Genomic DNA, 26,662 nt, shown 5'->3' with positions numbered 1-26,662 from the left:
TGGATTTACTCTGTTGGGCCATATTGCCAGCGCGGTAAGCGTTTCTCCAGGAAGGCGGCCACCCCTTCACGCTGGTTGGCATCGCTAAAGAGATCGAGAAACCGCGCTCGCTCAAGGGGCAAGGCGGCATCCCGCGGGCCACTGCGGCCCTGATTGATCAGGGTTTTGCAGGCGCGCAGGGCACTCGGGCTCTGGCGCTCCACCAGATGGGCCATCTGGTGCGCGGCCTCCCACGCCTGACCGGTTTTCACCACCTCCTCCACCAGCCCCATCTCGTAGGCCAGCGAGGCACTCACCTTCTCGCCGCAGAGGATCATCCGCTTGGCCCAGCCCGGCCCCACCAGCTCGGTCAAACGCTGGGTGCCACCGGCACAGGGAAGCAAGCCCACCGAAGCTTCCGGCAGTCCCAGCAACGCCTGCTGCTCGGCGATACGGATATCACAGGCCAGCGCCACTTCCAGCCCGCCTCCCATGGCATAACCATTGATGGCGGCGATACTGACGCCATGGAAACGGGCCAGCGCCTCGAAGGCATTGCCAAAGGCCTCGGCTACTTCGCGGGCCAGCTCGACATTCCCCTCGACAAACATATTGAGGTCGGCACCGGCGCAGAAAAATTTGTCGCCCGCACCACGGATCACCAGCGCCACCACATCGGGACGACTGTCGAGCTCCACCATCATCTGCAAAAAGGCCTGCAGGCTGGCGAGGGTCCAGGTGTTGGCAGGGGGATGGTCGAGAGTGATATAGGCCACGTGGCCATGATATTCGAGTCTGATCCTTGTCATAACATTGTCCTTGTCGATGAAGCTGCCGCCATGATGACAGGCTTGAATGACACCAACCTGTGGCTGGCTCACAAAGCCGAAACCGGCATGGCATGATGCAAATCGGATGGCAGGTAACACACCCTTGATGCGACCACCGGTTAGCCCAGCGACAAACCGGGATCGGCCAGCATGCGGCGCGCGATGATGAGTCGCATCACCTCGTTGGTGCCCTCCAGAATGCGGTGTACCCGGGTATCGCGCAGATAGCGCTCGAGCGGATACTCGCGGATATAACCATAGCCGCCAAAGAGTTGCAGAGCCTCATCACAGACTCGATAACCCACATCGGTAGCAAACCGTTTGGCCATGGCACACCAGGCACTCTTGTCGGGTGCCCCGCGATCCAGCTTGTCGGCGGCCTGACGTACCAGCAGGCGGGCGGCAGCCAGCTCGGTCGCCATATCGGCCAGGCGAAACTGCACGCTCTGGAATTCGCTGATCGGGTGACCAAATTGCTGGCGCTGCTGCACATAAGCCAGCGCATCGTCCAGCGCCTGCTGGGCGGTGCCCACCGAACAGGTGGCAATATTGATGCGCCCCCCATCAAGGGCCTGCATGGCGAACTTGAATCCTTCCCCCTCTTCGCCCAACCGATAGCAGGCAGGAATTCGAACCCCATTAAAGACAACCTCCCGGGTCGGCTGGCTGTTCCAGCCCATCTTCTCTTCTGCCTTGCCATAGCTCACGCCGGGGGCATTAGCCGGCACCATAAAGGCAGAGATCCCCTTCGCACCTTCACCACCGGTACGGGCCATCACCACCAGCACATCGCTGCTGCCTGCTCCCGAGATAAAGACCTTGGTCCCCTCGATGAGGTAGCTATCACCCTCGCGAGTGGCTCGGGTCTTGAGTGCCGCCGCATCGGAGCCCGCCCCCGGCTCGGTGAGGCAATAGGACCCCAGCAGCTCGCCACTGGCCAGCTTGGGCACCCACTCTTTGGCAACCTCGGTGGGCAACCAGCTACCCAGCATCCAACTCACCATGTTGTGGATGGTCAAATACGCCGTGGTCGAGGTACACCCCATGGCGAGGCGTTCGAAGATGAGGCTCGCATCGAGGCGCGGCAGCCCCAATCCGCCAAACTGCTCCGGGGTATAGAGGCCACAAAAACCTAGCTCTGCCGCCTGCTTGATGGTCGGGATCGGAAACTCATGCTCCTTGTCCCAGCGCGCGGCATGGGGTTTGAGCGCCTCATCGGCAAAGGCGGCGGCCGCCTCCACATACGCCTGTTGATCATCGGTCAGGGTAAAATCCATCTCGTCGTTCGCTCCCTTGTTGCCCCGCGCTTACTTTACCGCTTTAGCGCTTTATGACGCGGCGCCCACACACTGGTCATTCGGATCTGCCACTATGGCGCTGTTGTCGTGGTAGCTGCTGACGCTCTCACTACCACCTATCTATCGACACACAACAGATTAACAATTGATTTACGTTTACGCTAACGTAAACTTGTGGCAGAAGTGAAGTACAAAATGGACCGACCACTGACAGCCGTAACGCCGAGTCAGCCGGTCGAACCAACCTTCCTACCCGACTGTCATATCCGCAAGGAGAGCATGGATGCAGATGGATGAAACCCTGAATGCCCTGACCGAACAGGTTGCGGCCTTCTGCCAGAAAGTGATCGCCCCACGCGCCAGCGAGATCGATCAGAGCAACGCCTTTCCCCGTGATCTCTGGCCACGGATGGGTGAACTGGGGCTGCACGGCATCACGGTGGCGGAGGAGTATGACGGGGTGAACCTCGGCTATCTGGCCCATGTGCTGGTGATGGAACAGGTAAGCCGCGCCAGCGCCTCGGTCGGCCTCTCCTACGGCGCCCACTCCAATCTCTGTATCAATCAGATCCACCGCCACGGCACGGCGGAGCAAAAAGCACGCTACCTCCCCCCGCTGGTGAGCGGCGAGCATGTGGGGGCGCTGGCCATGAGCGAGCCGGGAGCCGGCTCCGATGTGGTCAGCATGCGCCTCACCGCGGTGCGCGAGGGCGATCACTTCGTGCTAAACGGCAACAAGATGTGGATCACCAACGGACCCGATGCCGACACCTTCGTCATCTATGCCAAGACAGATACCAGTGCGGGCCCCAAAGGAATTTCTGCCTTTATCGTTGAAGCCGGCACTCCCGGTTTTTCTACCGCCCAGAAGCTCGACAAGCTGGGGATGCGCGGCTCCAGCACCTGCGAGCTGGTGTTCGACAACTGCCGGGTGCCGCAGGAAAACCTGCTGGGCACCCTGCACGGCGGGGTCAAGGTGCTGATGAGCGGGCTCGATTACGAGCGGGTAGTGCTGGCTGCGGGCCCCCTTGGCATCATGCAGGCCTGTATGGATGTAGTGCTGCCCTATGTGCGTGAGCGCAAGCAGTTTGGTCAAGCCATCGGCGAGTTCCAGCTGGTGCAGGGCAAGCTCGCCGACATGTATACCCGCCAAGCCAGCAGCCGGGCGCTGGTCTACTCGGTGGCGAGCGCCTGCGATCAGGGTCGCACCAGCCGTAAAGATTGCGCCGCAGCTATCCTGTTTGCCGCCGAAAACGCCACCCAGATGGCGCTCGACGCTATCCAGCTGCTCGGCGGCAACGGTTACATCAACGAATACCCCACTGGCCGCCTGCTGCGAGACGCCAAACTCTACGAGATCGGCGCCGGCACCTCGGAGATCCGCCGCTGGCTCATCGGCCGCGAGCTGATGGGGGATAACGCATGAGCAGGCTCCACTCCCGTCTCGACACGGCGAGCCCGGAATATGCGGCCAATCGGGCTGCAATGCAGGGGCTGGTCGACGATCTCCATGCCCGCATTGCCGAGATCGCGCTAGGGGGCGGCGCGGCCAACAACGCCCGCCATCAGGCCCGTGGCAAGCTGCTGCCCCGCGAGCGCATCAACCAGCTGCTGGACCCGGGCTCCCCGTTTCTCGAACTGTCGGCGCTGGCTGGCTGGCAGGTCTATGACGAGCCGGTGCCCGCCGCCGGCATCATCACCGGCATCGGCCGGGTTTCGGGCCGGCTCTGCATGCTGGTGGTGAACGACGCCACCGTGAAAGGCGGCACCTACTACCCGCTCACGGTGAAAAAACACCTGCGCGCCCAGGCCATCGCCGAGCGGCTGCGCCTCCCCTGCCTCTATCTGGTGGATTCCGGCGGCGCCTTTCTGCCGATGCAGGATGAGGTGTTCCCCGACCGGGATCACTTTGGCCGCATCTTCTACAACCAGGCCCGCATGTCGGCCCAGAACATTCCCCAGCTGGCAGTGGTGATGGGACTCTGCACCGCTGGCGGCGCCTACGTGCCCGCCATGGCTGATGAATCCATCATGGTCAGGGAGCAAGCCACCATCTTTCTGGCGGGTCCGCCGCTGGTCAAGGCCGCCACCGGCGAGGAGATCAGCGCCGAGGCCCTGGGCGGCGCCGAAGTGCACTGTGCCCACTCCGGCGTTGCTGATCATATGGCCCGTGACGATGCCCATGCGCTGGCCATCGCCCGCACGCTGGTTACTCATCTGGGTAACGAGCCGATAGAGAGCAGCCCCGGCTACGAGCCCCCCTGCTACCCCATAGAGGAGCTCTACGGTCTGGTGGGCACCAGTCTCAAACGCCCTTACGACGCCCGCGAACTGATTGCCCGATTGGTGGATGGCTCTGACTTTGACGAATTCAAGGCGCTGTTCGGCACTACACTGGTGACCGGCTTTGCCCGTATTTGCGGCATGGAAGTGGGGATCCTCGCCAACAACGGCGTGCTGCACAGCGACAGTGCCCAGAAGGGGGCCCACTTTATCCAGCTCTGTAACCGGCGTGCCATCCCGCTGCTCTTTTTGCAGAACATCACCGGCTTTATGGTGGGGAGCAGCGCAGAAAAGGAGGGGATCGCCAAGCACGGCGCCAAGCTGGTCACCGCAGTGGCCTGCAGCCGGGTGCCAAAGATCACCCTGATCGTCGGCGGCAGCTTTGGTGCTGGCAACTACGGCATGTGTGGCCGCGCCTATGAACCCGATTTTCTCTTTAGCTGGCCCAACAGCCGCATCTCCGTCATGGGGGGCGAGCAGGCGGCCGGGGTGCTGGTGCAGGTGCGTCGCGACAAGCTGACTGCCGAGGGCAAAGATTTGAGCGAGCAGGAGGCGGCCGCCATCCGTGCCCCAGTGATCGAGCAGTATGAGCGCCAGGGTCACCCCTACTACGCCAGCGCTCGCCTGTGGGATGATGGCGTCATTGACCCGGCCCAGAGTCGCACCGTGCTGGCGCTGGCGCTCGCCGCCTGTCAGGGGGCCCGCGCAGAACCCGAGCAGTACGGCATCTTTCGGATGTAAGGAGCAAACCCATGTCAGATCCGCTTACTTCCTCCCAGAACCCGTTTCGGCTGGAGCGGCACGGCCCACTGGCCGAGCTGGTGCTGTCGCGTCCGGCCCGCCACAACGCCTTTGATGCCGACCTGATGCTGGGGCTGCTCGACTGCCTCGATGATCTGGCCCATCTCCATGGTCATGATCTCGCCGAGCGCCCCCACGCCCTGCTGCTGCGGGCAGAGGGCAAACACTTCTGCGCGGGCGCCGACCTCAACTGGATGCGTAATCTGGCCCACGCAGATTTCGAGCACAATCGCGAAGACGCTCGGGTACTGGCGCGGCTGATGCAGACCCTCGATGAGCTTCCCTTCCCTACGGTGGCGCTGGTGCAAGGGGCCGCCTACGGCGGGGCGCTGGGGCTGCTCTGTGCCTGCGATCTGGTGCTGGCCAGCGATGATGCCCGCTTCTGCCTCTCAGAGGTGAGCCTGGGTCTGGTGCCTGCGGTGATCAGCCCCTACGTGGTGCGCACTATGGGGATGCGTCAGGCGCGCCGCTACATGCTCAGTGCCGAGCCGTTCGATGCCATTACCGCCTGTCGGCTCAATGTGGCACACCAACTCTGCAAACCGGATCAACTGCTGGCGGAGGGGCGGACGCAGGCCCTTCGTCTGTGCCGCAACGGGCCGGAAGCGATGAAAGAGACCAAACGACTGCTGGCGGCGATAGAGGCCCATCCTTCCCGCCTGCACGAAGAGAAAACAGTCGAGACCATCGCCCGGGTACGGGTCGGTCTCGAAGCTCAGGAGGGGATGCAAGCCTTCTTCGACAAACGCCCTCCCGCCTGGCGTCCCCGTTTCAAGGATGAGACATGACCCATCACATTCAGATTAAACGCCTGCTAATTGCCAATCGCGGCGAAATCGCCGTGCGCATCATCAAGACGGCGAAACGCCTCGGCATTCACACCATCGCCCTCTACTCCGATGCCGACGCCCTTGCCATGCACACCCGTCTGGCCGATGAGGCCTGGCATCTGGGGCCCGCACCGGCCAGAGAGAGCTATCTCGACACCGGCAAGGTGCTGAAGATTGCCAAAGAGGCGCGCGCCGATGCCATCCATCCCGGTTACGGCTTTCTGTCGGAAAACAGCGATTTTGCCACCGCCTGCGAACAGCGCGGCCTGCGCTTTGTCGGCCCAAGCGGCGCCGCCATTCTCGCTATGGGCGATAAATCGGGCGCCAAGGCGCTGATGCAGGCGGCCGGCGTACCTGTGCTGCCCGGCTATCACGGCACGGATCAGCGGCAGGACTTCTTGCGCGATCAGGCGAGCCAGATTGGCTTCCCGCTACTTATCAAGGCAGCCAGTGGCGGCGGTGGCAAGGGGATGCGTCGGGTCGATCAGCTGGCCGACTTTGACGAGTCGCTGGCGGCAGTCAAACGGGAAGCCAAGGCTGCCTTTGGTGACGATCTGGTACTGCTGGAGCGCTATCTGCCCCAGGCTCGCCATGTTGAGGTGCAGGTCTTTGCCGATAGCCTCGGCAACGCCATCTATCTGGGGGACAGGGACTGCTCCTTGCAGCGACGCCATCAGAAAGTGATCGAAGAGGCACCCGCCCCCGATATCCCTCCGGCTCTGCGCCGCGCTATGGGGGAGGCAGCCGTGGCCGCAGCCAAGGCCATCCACTATCAGGGGGCTGGCACCATCGAATTTCTGCTCTGCAAGGATGAGTTCTTCTTTATGGAGATGAACACCCGGCTGCAGGTGGAGCATCCGGTCACCGAAGCGGTGACCGGGCAGGATCTGGTGGCCTGGCAGCTGGCCGTAGCCGAAGGCAAGCCGCTGCCACTCACCCAGGAGGAAGTGGTGCTGCGCGGCCATGCGGTGGAGGCGCGCCTCTACGCCGAGGATGTGGCGGCCGGTTTTCTGCCTGCCAGCGGGCCTATCCACTGGCTCCACTGGCCCGTTGGCGTGCGCATCGACACCGGCGTTACCGCTGGCGATGAGGTGAGCCCCTATTACGATCCCATGATCGCCAAGCTGATCGCCCACGGCCAGAGTCGAGCCGAGGCGTTCGCCAAACTGGCCGATGCGCTGGCGGCACTGGATCTCGGCCCGCTGGTGCATAACGGACCGCTGTTGCTGCGCCTGTGTGAAGAGCCTGACGTCTTGACCATGAGCCACCATACCCAGTGGCCCATCCCCACCACAGCACAGCCCATTCCTGAGCTCGCCTGGCCGCTCGCCACCCTCTGGCTGGCGAGCCGCACTGCGGGCCCCTCCCCCTGGCAGCAAGCCTGCGGATTTCGGCTGGGGCCGGATCGCTGCTGGACAGCGGCGGTGCGCATCGGTGATGAGCACCGGGTATTGACCCTTCACGATCATGGCGGCCAGTTTGAGTGGCAAGGAGAGACCCGTTGCCACCAAAGAGGTGACGACCATATCCGACTACAACAGGGTGGCGGCTGGCAACAGATCCCCATTCAGACGGTCGCAGGCCCGGAGGCAACTTTCATCATGACCCTGGGGGGCCAGCGCATCCGCTTCGCGGCCGATGATCGGCAGCACAGCCACCACCATGAGCAGGCAAACGAGAAGGCGCAGGGCGCCATCGCGCCTATGCACGGCATAGTGGTAGCCGTGCTGATCGAGCAGGGGCAAACAGTCAGCAAGGGGCAACCCCTGCTGGTGCTGGAGGCGATGAAGATGGAACACCAGTTGCGTGCAGAGCGGGACGGAGTAATTGAAGCCCTGCAGTGCAGACAAGGCGAGCAGGTAAGCCAGGGAACCGTGCTGGTGCGCTTTGCCGAAGAGACTGCTTCACAGGAGGAACACCCATGAACCGATCACAGGACGTCCGTGACGACAGGGTCAGTTTGGTGGAGATGGGGCCGCGAGATGGCCTGCAAAATGAAGCTGCGCCCCTCTCCCTGGTACAGCGGCTGGAGCTGATCCAGCGCCTTACCGATAGCGGTCTGCTGCGCATCGAGGTTGGCGCCTTTGTATCGCCCAAAAAAGTGCCGCAGATGGCTGACTCCGCAGCGCTGTTCGAGGCACTGCCGCGCAAGGGCTCAACCCGTTACGGCGCTCTGGTGCCCAATCTGCAAGGCCTGCAGGCAGCCATTGCCGCCCGCGCCGACGAGATTGGCCTCTTCACCGCCTGCTCCGACGGTTTTACCCGCGCCAATATCGGCATCAGCGTGGAGGAGTCGCTGGTGCGCTTCGCCCCGCTGGTGCAGGAGGCGCGCCGCCTCGGCATCAAGGTGCGCGGCTACCTCTCCACCGTCATCGCCTGCCCGTTTGATGGCCCGACCCGCCCGAAACGGGTCGCCGCCATGGCCGAACAGTTGCTGGATCTCGGCTGCCACGAAATTTCGCTGGGGGACACCATCGGCGTCGGCACCCCGGGTACGGTGGCGCCCATGATGGATGCGGTACTGCACGAGATCCCGGCGGGGCGACTCGCGGTCCATTTTCACGACACCTACGGCCAGGGTCTGGCCAACCTGCTGCCCGCGCTGGAGCGCGGCATTCGCACCATCGACTGCTCGGTGGCAGGCCTTGGCGGCTGTCCCTATGCGCCGGGCGCCTCCGGCAATGTGGCGTCAGAAGAGGTGGTCTACCTGCTACACGGCCTTGGCATGACGACGGGGGTGGATCTCGACAAACTGGCGGCCACCGGCCAGTGGGTGAGCGAGCAACTCGCTCGCCCCAACGGCTCGCGGGTCGGTCAGGCCCTGCACGCCAATGCCGAGCGGCTGCGTGCCCGCCTCTGCCAGCCACACGCCCAGCAACAGGAGTCATGATCATGTCCCGTTCCCTGCCCGGCAAGGAGATCACCTACAGCATCTCGGAGCTGGCCCACGAATTCGATGTCACGCCGCGCACCATCCGCTACTACGAGGATGAGGGGCTGCTCACCCCGCTGCGGGAGGGGCAAACCCGCATCTACAGCCATCGGGACAAGATCCGGCTCAAGTTGACCCTGCGCGGCAAACGGCTGGGGTTTAGCCTGGCCGAGATCCGCGAGCTGTTCGATATGTACGACACTGACAAATCGAGCAAAACCCAGCTCCACTCCATGATCCAGCTGATCGAGGCAAAACGCGGCGCCCTGCGCCAGCAACTGGAGGATATCCAGATGGTGATGGCCGAGCTGGAAGCCGCCGAACAGCGCTGTGTTAATTCCCTTAACAGCTTGAAAACTGGCGCAGATTAACCGAATCTGGGAGCAAGCTATTGCCCTGGGGATCCCATGAGATATTGGTGCTGGTTTTTGCTCTTATTCAGCCTCTCTGGCTGGAGCCATCCCCTCATCAAGGTTGGTGGATACCCCTATGCCCCCTTTGTGATCAAACTCCCCGATTCCCGCTATGAAGGGCTGACGCTGGACCTCATCGCCAAGCTAAACGAGATCCAGCAAGAGGTAAGATTCGTGTTTGTTCCCACCTCGGCCGCCAACCGTTACAAGGCGCTCGATCTGGGCCGTTTCTCGCTGATGCTGTTTGAAGACAGCAAGTGGGGCTGGGACACAGATAAATTCAAGATGACAGTCCCCTTTCTCGGTGGTGGTGAGGTCTATGTGGCCCTGAACAAAACGGGCCGGGATCAGCGCTTTTTCGATGACCCCTCTCGGCATCATCTTATCGGGGTGACCGGCTACCACTACGGCGTCGGCCAGTTCAATGCTGATCCCCTCTACCTGCAGCGCAAGCTCAATATCACCCTGGTCAAAGACAACGTCAGTGCCCTGCAAGCGCTACTCAAAGGGCGTGGTGAAGTAGCCATTCTCAACGTTTCCTACCTTAACCAGTATCTGCTGGCCCACCCCGACACCGCCGACCAGCTGCTGATCTCGCAAAAATGGGATCAACAGTATCAGCACCGCGCAATCCTTCACCCTGAGGCCCCCATTACCCCTGCCCAGCTGGAACAGTGGCTGGCAGCGCTGCAACAAAAGGGTGAACTGGATCGCCTTTGGACAAAGTACGGCGTACAACAGCACGCAACCCCATGATTACTATCCAGCTTTTCTGTACCATGGCGGGAACCAAATGGGAGTGCACCAAATGAACACCACCGAGCCCGCGTCCCCCAAGCTCCGCTTGCTGCGCTACCTTGCCTACGCTTTCCTGCTGTTTCTTATCCTGATCACTCTGCTGCTGTGGCAAACCCCCCGTTTGATCCAGCGCTATCTGCCCGGCTGGCTGGCCGAGCACTATGGCCTGCAACTGACGCTGGGGGAGATTGACGTAGGACTGCGCAACCCTTCTATCTCCCTCGGCGCGACTGCCCTGCTCGATGCCAAGCAGCAGACCATCATCGGTTTTGAACAGCTCTTTATCACCCCAAACCTGCAAGCCAGCTGGCAGCAGAAAGGGGTCGTGCTTTCCACCGTCACCCTGACCAAACCCGTGGTGCAGCTGCAACGGCTGGCAGACAAAAAGGGGGATGTTCGACTCAATCTAACCGATGCGCTGGCGACCCTGCTCACCCCTGCGCCCGCCCCCGAGCCCGAGACAGCAAGCGCCCCGCTAATGGTCGACATCGCCAGCGTCAATGTCACTGACGGGCATGTGCGCTATCAGGATCAGCGCAAGGAGAGCGAACCCGGCTGGTTGCCGCCCCTCAATCTGGAGAAAGTGGCCCTCAAACTCGATAACCTGCGCACCGAGGCAAATCACCCGACCGCCTATCAGCTGAGCGCCGCCATCAACGGCAAAAGCAGCCTCGCCGCTCACGGCAAACTCGATGTGATGAGCGGCATGGGTCAGGGTAAGGTGAGCCTCAAGCAGGTCGAGCTGAAACCCTTCGCCCCGCTCTGGGCACCCTATCTCAAGCTGGATCTGGCCAAGGGCCACGCCAATGCAGAGGTGGAGTACCAGCTTAAAGAGGGCAAGCAGGGGGTACTGTGGCAATTGTCCAAAGGCAAGCTGACCCTGGACAACTGGCAGCTTAAAAAACACAAGGGCGACGAATTTGCCCGCTTCGGCCAGCTGGCCCTGAGCGAGCTGGCTGTCGATGGCCAGAAACAATCCCTCCAGATCAGCAAGGTAACCCTGCAACAACCCCTGCTCAAGGCCACCCTCAACCCACAGCTGGAACTGGATCTGGCTGACTTGCTGATTGAACAGGCCCCCGCCAAGCTCGTCAAAGAAGCCAACGCCGCAAACGAGATGGCCAACAATGCGGCGCCCAAGTCGGCACAACAAGCAAAGACAGCCGGTAACGGCAAGAAACATTCGCCAGACAAACCCTGGCAGTGGCAGATCAAGCAGATCCATATCGACAAGGGCGATCTCACTCTCACCGAATCGAGCAGCGGCAAACCGCAGGCACGCCAGCTCTCCGGCCTCCAGCTAACGCTGGGGCCACTGGGCAGCAAGGGGGAACAACCGAGCAAACTGACTCTGGCCACCCAGTTCAACCAGGGCAGCCCCCTCGCCTTTGATGGCCAACTGACCCTGAGCCCCTTCACCTTAAGCGGCGACATCAACCAGCAGGGGCTACCCCTCACGCTGGCACAGCCCTATCTGGCCAATCTGGTACGCATCAAGGTGCAAAACGGGCTGCTGAGCAGCAAGACCCGCCTCGATCTCGCCACCACCACCCAGGGAGATCTCAGCAAGCTGACCCTGCAAGGGGGGCTCGATATCAACGGGCTCAAAGTAGTCGATCGGGCAGACAATCAGCGGCTGCTGGAGTTCAACACCCTGGCTCTCACCGGTCTGACGTATGACGGCATCAGCCAGCAGATGCGGATCAAGGGCATTGCCCTGAACAAGCCCTTCGCCCGCATCGAGATCAACGAAGATGGCACCACCAACCTGCAACAGCTGCTGTTGCCGCAACCGGCTGCAGCAAAAAGTACTGAAGCAAAGGCAGGCAGCAAGGCTCCCGACTTTCGTTTCACCATCGACCAGCTGCGCACCGAGCAGGGCAACCTGCGCTTTGCCGACCGCAGTCTGAGTCAGGATTTTGTGGCCGATATCGCCTCGCTGGGCGGCCAGAGTCGCCATATCAGCAATATTCCGGGGCAACGCTCCGATCTCGCCTTCAACGGCAAGGTGGATCGCTATGCGCCGGTGACCATTCGCGGCGGCACCAACCTGCTGGTCGCCAACCCGATCCTCGACATCGCGGTCGCTTTCCACAATCTGGAGCTCACCACCTTTACCCCCTATTCGGGTACCTATGCCGGTTATGCCATCGACAAGGGGCAGCTCTCCATGAAGCTGCACTACAAGCTGGAGGGCAACCGGCTGGAAGGGGATAACGACATCACCATCAAGAAGCTGCAACTGGGCGAGAAGATCAAGAGCGATCAGGCCAAGGATCTGCCGCTGGGGCTGGCCATCGCCCTGCTAAGCGATGCCAACGGGGTGATACAGATGAATCTCAAGGTGAAGGGGGATCTCGATCAACCGGACTTCAGCATCGGCAATATCTTCTGGGATGTGCTGGGCAACACACTGAGCAAGGCGATCACCTCCCCCTTCTCCCTGCTCGCCTCGCTGGCCGATGGCACCGAAGATCTCGACGAACTTCCCTTCCTGCCGGGGGAGCCCGATCTCACCCCCACCCAGCAGGAGAAACTGGTCAAGCTGGCGCAGGCCCTCAAGGATAGACCCAAGCTCAACATGAACATTCGCGGCAAGGTCAACTTCAACGAGGAGCGCCCCATCCTGCAACGGCAAAAGCTGGAGCGGGTACTGGCCAAGCTCACCGGCAATCAGGCGGATCTCGACCTGCTGGAACAGGACCCCGCCCTGCAAGAGGCGCTGGCTCGGGCCTATGAAGAGCGCTTTGGCGAAGACCTGGAAGATCTGGCGGACCGCCTCCATCTGGATGAAGAGAGCGCAGCACTGCGGGCCCAGGCGGTGATCCTGCTGCGAGATCAGCAGCTCATCACCGCCAAATCCCTGCGCAATCTCGCCATGCGCCGGGCGCAAAACACCAAGGAGTTTCTGGTCGACAGCCAGGGGATCGCCCCGGAGCGGCTGTTCGTGCTCGACAGCCAGGTCAAGGAAGAGGACAAGGAAGCCAAAGTGATCCTGACACTGGATCAGTGACGCCGCCGCACTGCGTAAAAGCGTAATAAAAATACAATCCCTCAACTATTTTGACACCTTTTGCTCACCAAACAGCCTGTCCTGGTGAGCATTTGGCCTCTGATGCAAATAATCACGTAGTTTTTTTACGATTTATCCCCCTTGCCCCCTTGCGGGCGCGCCACAGCCTGCCTAAAATCGCGCGTCTTTTGTTAACCCCCACCTCTATTTTTGGAGAACGCCACGTGAGCGAAAAATTGGCCAACCCTGCCCCTCTGGGTCTGATGGGTTTCGGTATGACCACCATCCTGCTGAACATCCATAACGCAGGTTTCTTCCCCATCAGCGCCATGATCCTGGCCATGGGCCTGTGCTACGGCGGCATCGCCCAGATCATCGCTGGCATCATGGAGTACAAGCGTGGCAACACCTTCGGTGTGACCGCGTTCACTTCCTACGGCCTGTTCTGGCTGAGCCTGGTGTTCCTGCTGATCATGCCGACCATGGGTCTGACCGAAGCCACTCCGCACGCCTACATGGGTTGGTATCTGCTGATGTGGGGCATGTTCACCCTGTTCATGCTGGTTGGCACCATCAACTACCCGCGCGCCAAGCAGTTCGTGTTCGCCTCCCTGACCGTGCTGTTCTTCCTGCTGGCCGCCCGTGACTTCACCGGCAGCACCCTGATCGGCACCATCGCCGGTTTCGAAGGCATCATCTGTGGCGCCAGCGCCATCTACCTTGCCATGGCCACCGTAATCAACGAGCAGTTCGGCCGCACCGTAATGCCGATCGGCGATCACAAGAAAGCCGCCGCCGTACAGCTGAAAGCCGCTGCCTGATAGGCAACCCATTCAGATTGTAAAAAAGGCACCCTCGGGTGCCTTTTTGCTATTTCGAATAACCGTTCAACAGATCGGTTATCAGCCAAGTGACCCTGTGTCCCCCTCCCCCGCCAGCAAGCGGGTCGCGGGGAAACGCAGGGCTGGATCCTGGCTAAAGAACTGGCTCAGTTGCCGGTATACAGCGGGATAAACCTGCTGCAGCCGCAGCGGATCGGTAAAGAAACACTCGCAGCTGACGGCAAAAAACTCGGCGGGATGTTCAGCAGCATAGGGATCGATATCGGTCACTTCGTCCCGATCAAGCTGCTGGCACAGCGCATCGAAGGCGCTCTGAAATGCCTGTTGCCAGAGCTGGCTGCTCATCTGCCCCGGCAACGGCGGTGCTCCATCCGCCTCACCACCCAGCATGTCGAGCTTGTGGGCCAGCTCGTGGATCACCAGATTAAAGCCGTCCCAGTCGCCATCTTGCTGCAGTTCGCTCCAGGCCAGCACCAGCGGCCCTTGCGGCCAGGATTCACCGGCGTTTTCCTCTTCAAACTCGCTCACCAGCCCGAACTCATCCTGCACCTCCTGACGCCGGGTGACGGGTTCGGGAATGATGATGACTTCGTGAAAGCCGCGATACCAGTCAAGGCCAAGGTGCAAGATGGGCAACGCCGCCTGCAGCGCCAGCACCGCCTGTTGGCGGGGGCTGAGCTCGACCCCGATCAGGGTCAGGGTCTTGCGCTTGAGCAGCTGTAGCCCCAAGCCGATAAGCGTCGTCTGCTCGGTGTCGCTGAGCCCTTGCAAGATGGGCACTGCTGCCAGCGCCTGACGCCACAGCGCCAACTCATCCTCACTCATGGGCGTTTGCAGGCGACCACCCAGCCATTTGAACCATCCCAGCACGCCTACTCCTTCTTTTGATGCAAACAACAGGTCACAACAGTTTGACGAACCGTTTCGGCCGCTCCTGATAATCCTGCGCCAGATAAAAACGGTGGGCCGCCTCGCGCTTGAGACTGCTGGATAGCTCCAGCTGGGCGCAACCTGCGGCCCGCGCCATCGCTTCGGCGCCCTTGAGCAGGGCTGCGCCCACTCCCGCCCCTCTTGCCCCTTCATCGACAACCAGCGCCGAGATCAGGCCCCAAGCTGGTGCAACATGCAGCGGTGCCAGCTTGTGCCACACCAGCACGCCGACCACCTTGTCGGCCAGGGAGGCGAGCAGCACCGAGCTCGCGGGATCCGGCGCCAACAGGCGCGCCGTCACGTCACCGCCCTCGGCAGGATACCCCAATTGGCTGAACAGGTGGGCGATGGCGCTCCCGTCGTCGGCCTCAGGGGGACGGATCGTCAACGTCTCAGGATCATTTTTCATTGTTGGCCTCATGTTTGCTTTCCATTGTGTTACGCCCGTCACATTGTCTGGCGCAGATCAACAAGGAGGATCTCATCTTTACTCATAGAAAACGCTGCCTGCCATTATCCCCCCACCCTTGTCAATTCACAAATTTGCAACAAGGCAACATTTTTCGCTGGGAAGCACTGATACAACTCGATATGTTACAAGCCATGCATAGCGCGTGTTTGCGCTCTGCTTAACCCCTCACCCCCGCGCTCATTTGTTAACTGGATTGTTAACAAACAGGGCCAAAAACAGTGACAGAGAGCGAGGCCAAGATCTCGCCAAGACAGCGCCACAAACACAACAAAGGAGTTGTTGTACATGAATGAAATCGTCAATGCCATCAATGGTGTAATCTGGAGCCCTGCGCTCATCTACCTGTGTCTGGGGGTCGGTCTTTACTTCTCCCTGCGCACCCGTTTTTTGCAACTGCGTCATATCAAAGAGATGGTGCGCCTGATGTTTGATGGCAAGAGCACCGATGCCGGTGTCTCCTCCTTCCAGGCGCTGGCCATGACCCTGGCCGGTCGCGTGGGTACCGGTAACATCGCCGGTGTGGCCACCGCCATCACCTTCGGGGGCCCGGGCGCCCTGTTCTGGATGTGGATGGTCGCCTTCCTCGGCGCCAGCTCCGCCTTCGTGGAGTCCACCCTGGGTCAGGTTTACAAAGAGAAGATCAACGGTGAATACCGCGGCGGCCCGGCCTTTTACATCGAGAAAGGGCTTGGCATGAAGTGGTACGCCTGGACCTTCGCCATCGCTACCGTCTTCGCCTGCGGCGTGCTGCTGCCGGGCGTGCAGGCCAACTCCATCGGCTCCAGCCTGCAGACCGCCTTTAATATCGATCCGAACGTCACCGCCGCCGGTCTGGCGCTGCTGCTCGGCTTTATTATCTTCGGCGGCGTCAAGCGTATCGCCAGCTTTGCCAGTACCGTGGTGCCCTTTATGGCGCTGGGCTACATCATCGTGGCTTGCGTCATCATCGCCCTCAATATCGGCCAGCTGCCGAGCGTGATCCTGCTGATCTGGAAGAGCGCCTTCGGTCTGGATGCCGGTTTCGGTGCCATTCTGGGTCTGGCCATCATGTGGGGGGTAAAACGCGGGGTCTACTCCAACGAAGCCGGTCAGGGTACCGGGCCGCACGCCTCCTCTGCGGCGGCAGTGAGTCACCCGGCCAAGCAGGGTCTGGTTCAGGCGTTCTCCGTCTATATCGACACCCTGTTCGTCTGCTCCGCCACCGGCTTTATGCTGCTGATCACCGGCCTCTATAACGTACAAGGGCCGGACGGCGCCGCCATCTACACGGGGATTGCCGGTATCGCAGCAGGCCCGGGCTATGTGCAGACCGCCATGGAGAGCATGATGCCGGGCTTTGGCAGCATTTTCGTGGCTATCGCGCTGTTCTTCTTCGCGTTCACCACCATCGTTGCCTACTACTACATCGCCGAAACCAACATCGCCTACATCAACCGCAAGATTAATCGCCCCTGGCTCACCTTCTTGCTGAAGATTGCGCTGATGGCTGCCACCGTCTACGGCACCGTCAAGACGGCGGATCTAGCGTGGGGCATGGGTGATATCGGAGTCGGCCTGATGGCATGGCTCAACATCATCGCCATTCTGCTGCTGCAAAAGACCGCCTTCACCTGTCTGAAGGATTATGAAGCGCAGCAGGCACAAGGGATTGACCCCGTATTCCACCCGGAGAAGCTCGGCATCAAGAACGCCGATTACTGGGTGGGCAAACGATCCGAAGAGAACCTGGAGCTGGAGAAATCGGGCCATCAGTTCGAGCCCGATCAGGATCGCAAGACCTCCTGAACCAGAACGACATAAGACATCAATAAAAATGGCAGCCTCGGCTGCCATTTTTTATTTATTTAATTTCAAAAAGTTACGTTCAAACCAAGGAGTTAAGTGCCACACAAAGGGACACTTTGGGACGTGAAAAGAGACCAAAATTGGCAAAATGTGGACACTTTTTTCTGCCCATTCTCGCGGAAGATCAAGCTGGCCTAAGATGGTTTTCCAGCGGGTTAAAGTGGACCGCATCATTCAGATAATCCGGTGCAAAGTGGGCATAGGTCATCGTCTGATGAAATATCAAGTGGCCGCCCTCAAACGGTGGAACGCGCCCGTTTATGGATTTCGCGTGTGCGAGGCTCACCACGACGGCACCCCGCACTGGCACCTGCTGCTATTTATGCGCCCGGAAGATCGCAACCGGGTGATCGGTATCCTGCAACGCTATGCCCTGACCGATAACCACGAAGAGCTGGTACGGGATATCAAGGGCGCCCCACCCTTTACCGACTTTACTCCCCGCTTCGACTGGAAAGAGATAGACCCAGCCAAGGGCGATGCCGCGGGCTATATCGCCAAATACATTGCCAAGAACATCGACGGCGCCTACCTGGACGATGACGAAGAGGCCGGCACTGCCGCCGATGAGGGCGCCCTTCATGCCGTGGCTTGGGCCAGTTGGTGGGGCATTCGCACCTTCCAGCAGATCGGCGGCGCCCCGGTTGGAGTATGGCGCGAGCTGCGCCGCATCAGCAACGCCAAGAAGAATGCCGAACTGGTTGGCCCACCCAAGCCAGTGCTGCAAGACCCACGCTTTGAGGCAGCCCGATTTGCCGCTGATAACGGCATCTTTCGCTGCTACCTGCACGCCATGGGCGGCGCACTGGCGACCCGTGCCGAACACCCCATCAAGCTGGCCCACCTCATCGAGGAGCAGGCCAACAGCTATGGCGAAGACATCAAACGCCTGATGGGCATTACCTCCGCTCGCCTGGGTATCAAGACCCGCCTGCAAGGGTGGGAAATTGTGCCTGCCGGCACCCATGACGCCAGAAAAGCCGCCGAGGCTGCAGCGAGGGGGGGTGGGGTTAAGACGGGCGACAGCCCGGCACCTTGGAGCTCTGACAATAACTGTACGCGGCCAGATCCTGATGCCTTCACAGACCAGATCATGAGGGAACAATGGGGGTTATCGCCCTTCTCCATCGAGCGATTGCGGGCTGGCGCCAGTGTCAGAACAGACGGTTTCACCCTCTGGCTGGAGAACGGCCAGGTGCAGTCGTGCAGATCGCTCCCAAGCGAGCCGGATTGGATAGCAGATTGCCAACTGCCAACCGAACAGGACCAGCCGGATGAGTATGCGGTACCGGAAGGGGATGAGGATTGGCCGATGCTGGTTGAACTGTGCGGCGAGGTCTACCAGGCGCAAGGCCATACTGGGACACACCGCTGGATCGAGATATTGCCAGAGCCCTATCAATCAGAGATGTGGCGTGTGTTGGAGGAGATGGATGTGCCAACGTGAACTCAGGAACAGGAAAACTACAACGAAGAATGGACATAAACAAGCAGAGAGCCGGCCAACAAACGAGAAGCTGAACCATTTCTGGCCAGAACCCCTCATCCTACTAGGTGACACAACAGCTCTCTCCCCCTAAGTGCTATCGGAAAAAATCAACACAACGGCTCAGCCCGATTGTATCAACTAATAACAACCAGCCATCAAACAATTAGACATTCCATCAGCTAAACAACATAATGTATTTTTATTTAATTAACTTATGCCTACACTGTCGATATTAGTTTTCACCCATTAGCATTTAGCGCACATAAAACAAACTATTTTTATCGTAATTTACGCCAAGGCCGTATCGTTGACTGTACTGTACCAAATACATAATCACATACTTGGTTATCTGTTTCTTTTGCAGTAAATAATATCGCATCTCTATATTCAATTAGCTCGCGGACTGTTACATATCCAGATGAACGCCCATTATGAGCGATCCCACCTCGAATACCAACAAAGTCTTTTATATAATCAGCGCCACATGACCAAAAATCTGACAATCCATCTAACCCGATAAGTTGTTTATAAAGTGGGTCTAGAATTGTTGGTTTTGGCGTATTAATTTTAGTGGCATTATCCTTACAATAGTTTATATAAACATCTCTCCAGCCACTACCGCCCAGCTCAAGCAACTTTAATTCATTTTTATGTTCCTTGATGAACTTAGCTAAGTTTTTTTTAACTGAAAGAGGCAACTCAGTAGGATTAAAGAAACTATTTGCTAAATATTGCGAGCACTCAACAACTAATTCCTCTACGTATACCTCCCATGCTGCACATAAGAGAACAACGCCACTTCTAGTTATATGTCCTAAGCCTCTCCGACCTCTACTGCTTGGGCTCAATATATTATGGGATGATATTAATCTATCGACATCCAGTGTATTATATAAAAATTTGCGATAAGCCTGAGATGGCATGTGGCCTCCTATTAACTTTTCCAACCAATTGGCATCATATGTAAACATATATCAATAAATAAGGTATCGCAGTGGCTAGAATAATATCTCTAGCCACTTTATAAACAACCATCAACTTCAAGCATTAAAAATATTGTTATGGCCAACTAATCTGTTGATAGCGTACTATCTACCTCTGTATTCGCTTGGGCACTAACTGCTTTTTTTGTTTTCTCATTTTTTTTACTAAGAACAATTTGTTTTTCTATCTCAGCTAATAAAGTATTGCCAAGTTCGGTGACGGCATATCGACGATAACGAACACCTGCAACTTTTTCATTCACCACCAAACCATGGACTTGTAGCTTTGGGCAAACATTATAGAAAAAGAATATATCTGTATCACTGGCGTCCACATGATTGGTTATTCCTCCGACTAAGGCATCCCGATTCCCATAAAAAAGTCCAAGAAGATCGACTTTTTTTTCCTCCCCATTAGCTAAATTCGCTGGAATCTTGATGTCAATCCCTGCCAGAACTGTTTTTAGTTCTTTGAATGATTCCGCTTTTTTATTTGATTCTGATACTGCCCGCGTCTCTAAATTAGATAGCGCCTCTTTGAGCTCTCTATTTTCATCTGACAGTTTTTTGATTTCATCAAACAAAGGTTTAGTGTCAACTACCTCATCCGCTTGCACCCACCCTTTCAAGTCTCTGTTCACAGAAAATTCAGAAAGAGTTTCATGAACACAGAGTTTTATATCCTTCTGGTCTTCAAAGAAAGAGGATATGTTACTCAGAACCTTGGACCGAAAAAGAGCCAGCTCCTTGGGGTTCTCCCGCTCAATAAATGCACTACCACCAGACCGTATTTTTTGCTCCAACGCATCTTCTTTGATAACAACCGCAAACACTGGTTTCTTTTGTTGTATCGCGTAGTCAAATTCAAGTTCGGTGTAGCTGATCCCAGATGTTGGCTCTACTGAACCATATCTTCCTCCAAGGATGAGCATATACACATCAGATTCATCAATCCATCGCTTAATGGTTTCCATTTGAGATCTATCCCCCGCTGTAAACAGTTCCATACCGGCGGGAATATGACCTGATTTTAAAATTGCACTAACTGCGGCCTGTCTTTCTGGGATGAGGTCTAGGTACGTGCTTGAAATAAAAATTTGCAATCGTCGTTTCATAATTATATGCGGGATTTTGTTAGTCGGTGTTTATAGGAGCCATAATCAATTTTAAGATGGCATTCATATACTTATGTGCTTCTTCTTGATTATGACTAGCGGGACTTTGTCAGCAGAAAGAGTATCAAACGATCACCATTTTAGTGAGTAAAAAGTTAACTATCAGGCTAACTTTCTATTCAATTCTTGACGCAAGTCATCAGTGTGATCGATACGATGCAGAATAAAAGTCTATTCTTTGAGCAAAAAACGACCGCCAGGACACAATTATGCCCCCACTCCTTTCAATGCCAGTGCCACACTCGGCATCGGTGCTTTAGCAAAGATGGGGCCTAAAGAACTCACTTAACCACCAGTAGCTCGCCGAACACGGTGGTATAGCGGGGGCTTAACTGCTCCCGCTTCATCATCCATTCTCGAATATCTCGGACGCAGGCTGCAAAGTAGACCTTCCCGAGCCACCCCTGGTTGATCTTGTCGATGACCCGCATCAGCGCCTAGCTGCTCAGGCTTTTCGCCCCCCTTACCAAATGGCTGCTTACGATGGAAAAGATGAAACCAGTATCATGATATGGCAAGATAATATATCTGTCTTATATAGGAATTTTAGGTGGGGTTATGACTAACGCGATTAACTTTGACGATCTTTATAGTGGTATTCTTGAAATGGACAACCAAGGTGTGTGCTTTTTACATGCACTGATATTTTCAAGCTGGATGGCTGAATCTGGCGAGAGTATAAAAGAAGTGTTTTCAACTTTAGCTTTTTCACTTCATAATCGTGATCTTGCCCTTATTAGAACACTTTATAATAAAGATTCATTTTATGGTTTCGCCTTTCTTACCAGACCCGCATCAGACATTAGTGCCGTTAGGATTAACTATATTGCAGTAAATCCATTATACAAAGGCAATGGTATCGGAACTATGATTCTAGATGATATAAAAAGCAGATTTGATATCATCAATTTAGTTTCATCTTATGGCAGTGCCGGATTTTATAAAAAGAATGATTTTTTTGATGGAGGTCCTAGTAACGATGGAAAGAGAATTATGTTTTTTTCAAAGAAAAATAAAAACACCAAAAAACTAAATCGTTTAGAGTTTGCAGTTTGCGCTCTTAGTAAAGAACAAACGAACGCCGATTGGCATCGTATAAAAAAAGCCTTTCTTATTGACTTTAGAAAAAACATAGGAAACAAATCCTTTGAACAGTTTACGCGGGATAATGGAGTAAACGTCGAGTTAATAGAAAAGACTTTTTAGATATCCCATTTTAAATTCTGAGATAGTGATATGTAGTCATTTACTAAGCGGCGGCCATCCCTTTAGATAACACTGGCGACATCACACAAGAAACCAACGTATAATGGAGCAAGAGTTGAAAATTAATATTAATACACTTCATAACTATCTTCTCGCAACTCTTGAAAACGCTCGAGGCCACGAAAGTGAGCAACCCAAGTTAATGTATCTGATTGATCAGATGGAAAAAATCTTCCAGCAGGAAGTATTTGATCACGATCTTGATATAAGTCCTACTGCCGGTTTTCTAGCAATGAACTCCTACTTAATGCTGATGAGTGCTGTGCGGCAAGCACTATCTGGACATGCAGCCTCAGTTTTCCCAATCGCCAGGGTTGCATTGGAATCTGCCAGTTACGCTTACCTATGTGCTTGTGACGAGGCAATCGAGAAGGTTTGGTTACAAAGACATGTATCTAAGAGTGCACGAGAAAGATGCCGCAGGGAACTCTCTGTTACAAAGGCTGTAAGTAAATTAAAATCGCTTTCTCCTGAAATGGCTGAATTTTTAATGAGTAACTATGAAGCCTCGATCGACTTTGGTGCACATCCGAATCGAAAATCAGTGTTCAATCACTTGATAGACGCAGGCCAAATAGATGATAAATACCATGGTTTTGAACTTATCGGTGTTTATGGAAAGAATAGCAGGGAGGTAAATAACTCTTTACTTGTCTGTATTGATGTCGGTCAGGCAATTGCATTTTTGATTGCGGCATCAGCTAAAAAACACCCTCTAATCTACGACCATTTGGATGTGTTCCAAAATTGGATGGATGAAAAAAATAAGGTGATTGAGGAAATTACTGGTGAGCCTATTGACTACGAAGGCCCCATGTATTCCTCAGTCATATCGCCAGCATAAATTTTGAATCGACATCAATAATTTAGACACCTTCCAACCCTTTGAGTACCAACTGCCGCCCCTCTGGCGTCAGCGACCCCATCAAGCTGAGCACCAGCTGGTTCGTGGTCTTGGCCGAGGGGCTGAGGGTGTGAGCGAACGACAAGGTGGCCACCCAGCTGTGGCCACATTCTGCATCGGTGCACTGGCAGTAGAGATCCGAGACATCGTCGCTCAGCCGGTTGGTCTTGGTAATGCGGCCCCGCTGGCCACACACTTTGCAATAAACCCGCATTACGCCCCCTTTTCTATCCAAATCAACAGCCTATCTTGCCACAGCAAGCACTGTTTGTTTATACAGTTGAACCGATATTCTCCCGAAAATCGGCCCGCAGGGAGACGGGAGTCCCGCGCTGTTGATGACATCCTGGATAAGCTCACACAGCGGCAACACCTCGTTGCGGGCATAGGTCGCATCGTACTTCTCGGGATCCCCGAGCCCTCCCCCGCCATTGGTCGGAATGATACCGGCCAGCGCCGCCGGGAAGCGGTGAGAGGTCAGTACATCCTGGGCGGTGACCCCTTTGATAGCCGCAAACTCGTCCTTGGTGGCAATATCCCCCACCGGGATCAACTTGATGCCATCGGGCTTGCCGTCCGGGATGTTGACGAACATGGAACGGAAGTTCCCCACTCCCTTGCTGCTCGCAATCATCTCCTTCATCTCCTCCTCGGTGTCGTCGTCCATGTTCGGGTCGGTGGCGTAGAAAATGAACCCCATATGGGCGCCGTTGAGGAAGTACTTGCGCCGAAACAGGGTGGCATCCTGATTGAGCAGCGCCGACTGCAGGCCGCCCAGGTAGTCGGGCATACCGTAGATCGCTCGTGCCGCTCGCAGTCAAAGCGGATTGCGGCGCGGCCCGAAGGGCAGACGCCAGCGAAACAGGCTGTTAAGGGTGGCTCGCCACTGATTGGGTCGCCCCAGGATCTGCTTTTGCAGCCGGGTCTCTTCCTTCAGCATCGCCTCATCGCTGCGAGCCCAGGCCTGACTGAAGAGCTGCTTGATCCCCGCCAAGGCATCGGGCGACTTGGTGATAAGAGTGCGGGCAAACTCCCGCGCCTCAACCAGCGGATCGGCGCAGACCTGGCTCACCATCCCGAGGGATTTGGCCTCGACGGCATCCAGCTCGCGCCCGCTCATGGCCAGCTCCATGGCGGTATCCACTCCCATCAGGTTGCGCATGGTGACGCTGCCACTCATATCGGGGATGATGCCCCACTTGATCTCCATCACCGAGAAGCGGCAATCGGGGGTGCTGAAGCGAAAATCGGCGCCGAGCGCGATCTGCAAGCCACCGCCAAAACAGACTCCCTGGGTCACCGCAATCACCGGCACCGGCAGCTGGTGCCAGCCATAGGCAACCCGCTGGGCCAGATTGGTCGCCTCGTCCGCTTCGCGCTTGAGAATATCGAGCGCCGCCACCGGCTGTCTCAGCATGGATTTCACATCCAGCCCGGCGCAGAAGGCCCGCCCCTCGCCGTGCAGGATCACCGCCCGCAGCCCCTTGTGCCGGGCGAGCTGCGTCAATGTCTCATCGATGGCGCTGAACATGGCGCGGTCCAGCGCATTGAGTTTATCCCCCCGCGTCAGCATCACTTCGGCAATCCCGTCGTGGATCTCGCACTTGATCCTTGGTTTTTCCATCTCCCTTGTCCTCTCCTTGATCCCTGAAACTGACTCACTGGTCATACCACCACGTTATCAGAGTGTGAACAGGCGGTACAGCTGAGACTAAAGTCGGCTGGTCGCCTCCCCCTCCCTTTGTCACACTGGGAGCTGCATGAGTGCCGCAAGCCAGCAGAGGACGCTGTCATGTCAACCCTGTTCAATTTTGCCAGACCACCGTTCGACCGACTGGATGAGGAGGCGCGCGAGCGGCTCTCCCGTCACCTCTCGCTCTGCTATTTTCGGGCCGGAGATCTGCTGCTAAAAGAGGGGGACGAGCCTCCCGGCCTCTATCTCATCATCAAGGGAGCTGTGGAAGAGTCGGCACCTCACCACCAGTTTGGTGATTACGGGGTCGATGATCTGTTCGATGTGCGCGCCCAATTTGACGGCCGCTGCCGCCACCGCTTCACCGCGCTGGAAGATAGCCTCTGTCAGCTCATTCCTCGCCACACTTTTCTGGCGCTCTGTGAGCAGGACTCGCAGTTTGCCAGCTACTTCACCGCCAATCTGGCCGAGCGCCAGCGCCAGCAGGAGCAGCGCGAACAGCTGGGTCAGAAGAATCTGGCGGAATTTATCCTGACCCGAATCGAACCCGGCCACCTGCAGGCACCGCTTATCGTCGACAGCAAGCTGTCACTGCTGGCAGCCACCGAAGCCATGGTGAGCAAGGGGACCGATTGCCTGCTCTACCCGGCCCACGACGGCTCCCTCACGCTGGCAACCCGCAAGACCTTGCTCCATGCCCTGACCCTCAAGGGATTGCCGCTGACAGCCCCCCTCTCGGTGCTGACCCCCACGCCCCTGATTGGTCTGCCGCTGGAGAGCTATCTGTTTGATGCCCTGCTGCTGATGACCCGCCATCGCATCAAGCGACTGGTGGTGTGGCGCGGCAATGAGGTGGCGGGGATCCTGCAACTGACTCAGGTGCTGGGGCTCTTCTCTACCCACTCCCACGTGCTGACGTTGCGTATCGCCCGCGCCGACAGCCTGCCGGCGCTGGAGGCGGTCGCCCGCGAGCAGCAGCAATTGACCCGATCCCTGTTTGCCCAGGGGATCCACACCGCCTTTTTGATGAAGCTCATCGCCACCATCAACGAACAGCTGATCGCCAAAGCCTTTGTGCTGGTGATCCCCCCGAGGTACAGGATAACGTCTGCTTGTTGATGCTGGGCTCGGAGGGGCGCGGCGAGCAGATCCTCAAAACCGATCAGGACAACGCCCTGATCCTGCCAGAGGGGCTGGCATGGCCCACCCAGGCAGCCGATCTGGCCGAATTCAGCGCCCTGCTGGAGCGGCTCGGCTACCCCCTCTGCCCCGGGCAGGTGATGGTGAACAATCCGGCCTGGGTGAAAACAGGCAGCGAGTGGCAAAGCGCCATTGCTAGCGCCTGCACTACGGCAAAGGAGGATGAGCTGCTCTGGCTCGCCACCCTGGCCGATGCTCACCCCATAGCAGGGGACCGTCAGCTCCATCTGCCGGTTGCCAGAGCGCTGCGCGAGCAGTTGGCGGACAGGCGGGATCTGCTGGCGGAGATGGTGCGACCGGCGGTGGCCTTCCATGCCCCGCTCACCCTGTTTGGCCGGCTGGAGCAGCCACCGGAAGGGCTGGATCTGAAACGGGGTGGCCTGTTCCCGCTGGTGCACGGCATCCGCATGCTGGCCCTTGAGGCAGGCATTCTGGAGACTTCAACCTTGGGGCGTATCGATGCGCTGGTGGTCGCCGATCGGCTCAGTGCCGACTATAGCAGCAATCTGGCGGAGGCGTTCCGGCTCTTTATCCGGCTTAGGCTGCGCAGCCAGCTCAAGGGGGGCAATAGCCGGGTACAGACAAGCGAGCTTAGCCACAGCGAGCGGGATCTGCTGCGTCAGGCGCTGCATCAGGTGAAGAAGTTCCAGCAGTGGCTCACCTTGCACTTTCGTCTGAGACAATAG

21 protein-coding genes and 3 pseudogenes are annotated in these 26,662 nt (G+C 57.4%); 14 read left to right on the top strand and 10 right to left on the bottom strand.

Features of this window, described 5'->3' with window-relative positions:
• Nucleotides 1-5: 5 nt before the first annotated feature.
• Nucleotides 6-788 (bottom strand): enoyl-CoA hydratase, encoded by a 783-nt coding sequence (locus ACTG1K_RS12645; RefSeq protein ID WP_440005568.1) that lies wholly within the window; start codon nucleotides 786-788, stop codon nucleotides 6-8.
• Between the two features lie 140 nt (nucleotides 789-928).
• A complete protein-coding gene (locus tag ACTG1K_RS12640) occupies nucleotides 929-2,086 on the bottom strand; it encodes an acyl-CoA dehydrogenase family protein (protein ID WP_440005566.1) in 1,158 nt (385 codons plus the stop codon).
• Between the two features lie 304 nt (nucleotides 2,087-2,390).
• Here ACTG1K_RS12640 and ACTG1K_RS12635 point away from each other — a divergent pair, with 304 nt between their 5' ends.
• The 9 genes from ACTG1K_RS12635 to ACTG1K_RS12595 all read left to right on the top strand — a co-directional run bounded on the left by ACTG1K_RS12635 (nucleotide 2,391) and on the right by ACTG1K_RS12595 (nucleotide 13,998).
• Entirely contained in the window at nucleotides 2,391-3,533 is a 1,143-nt protein-coding gene (locus tag ACTG1K_RS12635) for an isovaleryl-CoA dehydrogenase (protein WP_440005564.1), read from the top strand.
• A complete protein-coding gene (locus ACTG1K_RS12630) occupies nucleotides 3,530-5,131 on the top strand; it encodes a carboxyl transferase domain-containing protein (protein ID WP_440005562.1) in 1,602 nt (533 codons plus the stop codon). The genes ACTG1K_RS12635 and ACTG1K_RS12630 overlap by 4 nt, the downstream gene beginning before the upstream one ends.
• An 11-nt stretch (nucleotides 5,132-5,142) precedes the next feature.
• Nucleotides 5,143-5,979 (top strand): enoyl-CoA hydratase-related protein, encoded by an 837-nt coding sequence (locus tag ACTG1K_RS12625; RefSeq protein ID WP_120414129.1) that lies wholly within the window; start codon nucleotides 5,143-5,145, stop codon nucleotides 5,977-5,979.
• A complete protein-coding gene (locus ACTG1K_RS12620) occupies nucleotides 5,976-7,946 on the top strand; it encodes an acetyl/propionyl/methylcrotonyl-CoA carboxylase subunit alpha (RefSeq protein WP_440005560.1) in 1,971 nt (656 codons plus the stop codon). Before ACTG1K_RS12625 ends, ACTG1K_RS12620 begins: the two co-directional genes overlap by 4 nt.
• A complete protein-coding gene (locus tag ACTG1K_RS12615) occupies nucleotides 7,943-8,911 on the top strand; it encodes a hydroxymethylglutaryl-CoA lyase (RefSeq protein WP_257696628.1) in 969 nt (322 codons plus the stop codon). Before ACTG1K_RS12620 ends, ACTG1K_RS12615 begins: the two co-directional genes overlap by 4 nt.
• Nucleotides 8,912-8,913: 2 nt before the next feature.
• Nucleotides 8,914-9,324, top strand: coding sequence for a MerR family transcriptional regulator (locus ACTG1K_RS12610; RefSeq protein WP_005336945.1), 411 nt, complete (start codon nucleotides 8,914-8,916; stop codon nucleotides 9,322-9,324).
• A gap of 36 nt (nucleotides 9,325-9,360) precedes the next feature.
• Nucleotides 9,361-10,122 (top strand): substrate-binding periplasmic protein, encoded by a 762-nt coding sequence (locus ACTG1K_RS12605; protein WP_440005558.1) that lies wholly within the window; start codon nucleotides 9,361-9,363, stop codon nucleotides 10,120-10,122.
• 52 nt (nucleotides 10,123-10,174) lie between these two features.
• Nucleotides 10,175-13,177 carry a DUF748 domain-containing protein gene (locus tag ACTG1K_RS12600; RefSeq protein ID WP_440005556.1) on the top strand — a complete coding sequence of 1,001 codons (3,003 nt, stop codon included), beginning with the start codon at nucleotides 10,175-10,177 and terminating at the stop codon, nucleotides 13,175-13,177.
• Nucleotides 13,178-13,401: 224 nt separating this feature from the next.
• On the top strand, nucleotides 13,402-13,998 hold the full coding sequence (locus ACTG1K_RS12595) for an acetate uptake transporter (protein ID WP_425856028.1): 597 nt from the start codon (nucleotides 13,402-13,404) through the stop codon (nucleotides 13,996-13,998).
• Between the two features lie 81 nt (nucleotides 13,999-14,079).
• Here the strand turns inward: ACTG1K_RS12595 and ACTG1K_RS12590 are convergent, their stop codons facing one another.
• Together ACTG1K_RS12590 and ACTG1K_RS12585 are read right to left on the bottom strand one after the other, a co-directional pair.
• Nucleotides 14,080-14,844, bottom strand: coding sequence for a zinc-dependent peptidase (locus ACTG1K_RS12590; protein ID WP_425856055.1), 765 nt, complete (start codon nucleotides 14,842-14,844; stop codon nucleotides 14,080-14,082).
• Nucleotides 14,845-14,920: 76 nt separating this feature from the next.
• The gene (locus ACTG1K_RS12585) at nucleotides 14,921-15,358 is read right to left on the bottom strand and encodes a GNAT family N-acetyltransferase (RefSeq protein WP_425856030.1); all 438 of its coding nucleotides are present in this window, start codon (nucleotides 15,356-15,358) and stop codon (nucleotides 14,921-14,923) included.
• 348 nt (nucleotides 15,359-15,706) lie between these two features.
• Here ACTG1K_RS12585 and ACTG1K_RS12580 point away from each other — a divergent pair, with 348 nt between their 5' ends.
• A complete protein-coding gene (locus ACTG1K_RS12580; RefSeq protein ID WP_199428610.1) occupies nucleotides 15,707-17,206 on the top strand; it encodes an alanine/glycine:cation symporter family protein in 1,500 nt (499 codons plus the stop codon).
• Nucleotides 17,207-17,495: 289 nt separating this feature from the next.
• Nucleotides 17,496-18,713: pseudogene (locus ACTG1K_RS12575) on the top strand (replication endonuclease); the annotation flags it as partial.
• Nucleotides 18,714-19,033: 320 nt separating this feature from the next.
• Here ACTG1K_RS12575 and ACTG1K_RS12570 read toward each other — a convergent pair.
• The 3 genes from ACTG1K_RS12570 to ACTG1K_RS12560 form a co-directional block, all read right to left on the bottom strand.
• Nucleotides 19,034-19,678, bottom strand: a complete 645-nt coding sequence (locus ACTG1K_RS12570) for a HEPN domain-containing protein (RefSeq protein WP_440005553.1) — start codon at nucleotides 19,676-19,678, stop codon at nucleotides 19,034-19,036.
• Between the two features lie 146 nt (nucleotides 19,679-19,824).
• Nucleotides 19,825-20,853: a DUF4062 domain-containing protein gene (locus tag ACTG1K_RS12565; protein WP_440005552.1), complete on the bottom strand. Its 1,029-nt coding sequence runs from the start codon at nucleotides 20,851-20,853 to the stop codon at nucleotides 19,825-19,827.
• A gap of 341 nt (nucleotides 20,854-21,194) precedes the next feature.
• Nucleotides 21,195-21,344, bottom strand: a complete 150-nt coding sequence (locus ACTG1K_RS12560; RefSeq protein WP_440005550.1) for a DUF4113 domain-containing protein — start codon at nucleotides 21,342-21,344, stop codon at nucleotides 21,195-21,197.
• A gap of 127 nt (nucleotides 21,345-21,471) precedes the next feature.
• Between ACTG1K_RS12560 and ACTG1K_RS12555 the strand changes: the two genes are divergently transcribed.
• On the top strand, nucleotides 21,472-22,119 hold the full coding sequence (locus ACTG1K_RS12555) for a GNAT family N-acetyltransferase (protein WP_440005548.1): 648 nt from the start codon (nucleotides 21,472-21,474) through the stop codon (nucleotides 22,117-22,119).
• A 115-nt stretch (nucleotides 22,120-22,234) separates the two neighbouring features.
• On the top strand, nucleotides 22,235-23,023 hold the full coding sequence (locus ACTG1K_RS12550) for a hypothetical protein (RefSeq protein WP_440005546.1): 789 nt from the start codon (nucleotides 22,235-22,237) through the stop codon (nucleotides 23,021-23,023).
• 22 nt (nucleotides 23,024-23,045) lie between these two features.
• Here the strand turns inward: ACTG1K_RS12550 and ACTG1K_RS12545 are convergent, their stop codons facing one another.
• The 3 genes and pseudogenes from ACTG1K_RS12545 to ACTG1K_RS12535 all read right to left on the bottom strand — a co-directional run bounded on the left by ACTG1K_RS12545 (nucleotide 23,046) and on the right by ACTG1K_RS12535 (nucleotide 24,707).
• On the bottom strand, nucleotides 23,046-23,297 hold the full coding sequence (locus tag ACTG1K_RS12545) for an ogr/Delta-like zinc finger family protein (protein WP_440005544.1): 252 nt from the start codon (nucleotides 23,295-23,297) through the stop codon (nucleotides 23,046-23,048).
• Nucleotides 23,298-23,355: 58 nt separating this feature from the next.
• A pseudogene (locus ACTG1K_RS12540) lies at nucleotides 23,356-23,882 on the bottom strand (phage portal protein); the annotation flags it as partial.
• 18 nt (nucleotides 23,883-23,900) lie between these two features.
• Nucleotides 23,901-24,707 carry a crotonase/enoyl-CoA hydratase family protein gene (locus ACTG1K_RS12535; protein ID WP_440005542.1) on the bottom strand — a complete coding sequence of 269 codons (807 nt, stop codon included), beginning with the start codon at nucleotides 24,705-24,707 and terminating at the stop codon, nucleotides 23,901-23,903.
• A gap of 168 nt (nucleotides 24,708-24,875) precedes the next feature.
• Here ACTG1K_RS12535 and ACTG1K_RS12530 point away from each other — a divergent pair.
• Nucleotides 24,876-26,662: pseudogene (locus ACTG1K_RS12530) on the top strand (putative nucleotidyltransferase substrate binding domain-containing protein).

Source organism: Aeromonas sp. 102P (assembly GCF_051920345.1).
Classification (GTDB): domain Bacteria; phylum Pseudomonadota; class Gammaproteobacteria; order Enterobacterales; family Aeromonadaceae; genus Aeromonas; species Aeromonas veronii.
This window is presented reverse-complemented; position numbering and strand designations above follow the sequence as displayed.

Bases quoted from the DNA above. Each gene is read 5' to 3' on its own strand.
- ACTG1K_RS12620 (WP_440005560.1), top strand. From the start codon at position 5,976: ATGACCCATCACATTCAGATTAAACGCCTGCTAATTGCCAATCGCGGC.
- ACTG1K_RS12645 (WP_440005568.1), bottom strand. From the start codon at position 788: ATGACAAGGATCAGACTCGAATATCATGGCCACGTGGCCTATATCACT.
- ACTG1K_RS12615 (WP_257696628.1), top strand. From the start codon at position 7,943: ATGAACCGATCACAGGACGTCCGTGACGACAGGGTCAGTTTGGTGGAG.
- ACTG1K_RS12635 (WP_440005564.1), top strand. From the start codon at position 2,391: ATGCAGATGGATGAAACCCTGAATGCCCTGACCGAACAGGTTGCGGCC.
- ACTG1K_RS12585 (WP_425856030.1), bottom strand. From the start codon at position 15,358: ATGAAAAATGATCCTGAGACGTTGACGATCCGTCCCCCTGAGGCCGAC.
- ACTG1K_RS12565 (WP_440005552.1), bottom strand. From the start codon at position 20,853: ATGAAACGACGATTGCAAATTTTTATTTCAAGCACGTACCTAGACCTC.
- ACTG1K_RS12545 (WP_440005544.1), bottom strand. From the start codon at position 23,297: ATGCGGGTTTATTGCAAAGTGTGTGGCCAGCGGGGCCGCATTACCAAG.
- ACTG1K_RS12590 (WP_425856055.1), bottom strand. From the start codon at position 14,844: ATGAGTGAGGATGAGTTGGCGCTGTGGCGTCAGGCGCTGGCAGCAGTG.
- ACTG1K_RS12625 (WP_120414129.1), top strand. From the start codon at position 5,143: ATGTCAGATCCGCTTACTTCCTCCCAGAACCCGTTTCGGCTGGAGCGG.
- ACTG1K_RS12555 (WP_440005548.1), top strand. From the start codon at position 21,472: ATGACTAACGCGATTAACTTTGACGATCTTTATAGTGGTATTCTTGAA.
- ACTG1K_RS12605 (WP_440005558.1), top strand. From the start codon at position 9,361: ATGAGATATTGGTGCTGGTTTTTGCTCTTATTCAGCCTCTCTGGCTGG.
- ACTG1K_RS12610 (WP_005336945.1), top strand. From the start codon at position 8,914: ATGTCCCGTTCCCTGCCCGGCAAGGAGATCACCTACAGCATCTCGGAG.
- ACTG1K_RS12535 (WP_440005542.1), bottom strand. From the start codon at position 24,707: ATGGAAAAACCAAGGATCAAGTGCGAGATCCACGACGGGATTGCCGAA.
- ACTG1K_RS12560 (WP_440005550.1), bottom strand. From the start codon at position 21,344: ATGCGGGTCATCGACAAGATCAACCAGGGGTGGCTCGGGAAGGTCTAC.
- ACTG1K_RS12640 (WP_440005566.1), bottom strand. From the start codon at position 2,086: ATGGATTTTACCCTGACCGATGATCAACAGGCGTATGTGGAGGCGGCC.
- ACTG1K_RS12580 (WP_199428610.1), top strand. From the start codon at position 15,707: ATGAATGAAATCGTCAATGCCATCAATGGTGTAATCTGGAGCCCTGCG.
- ACTG1K_RS12570 (WP_440005553.1), bottom strand. From the start codon at position 19,678: ATGCCATCTCAGGCTTATCGCAAATTTTTATATAATACACTGGATGTC.
- ACTG1K_RS12600 (WP_440005556.1), top strand. From the start codon at position 10,175: ATGAACACCACCGAGCCCGCGTCCCCCAAGCTCCGCTTGCTGCGCTAC.
- ACTG1K_RS12630 (WP_440005562.1), top strand. From the start codon at position 3,530: ATGAGCAGGCTCCACTCCCGTCTCGACACGGCGAGCCCGGAATATGCG.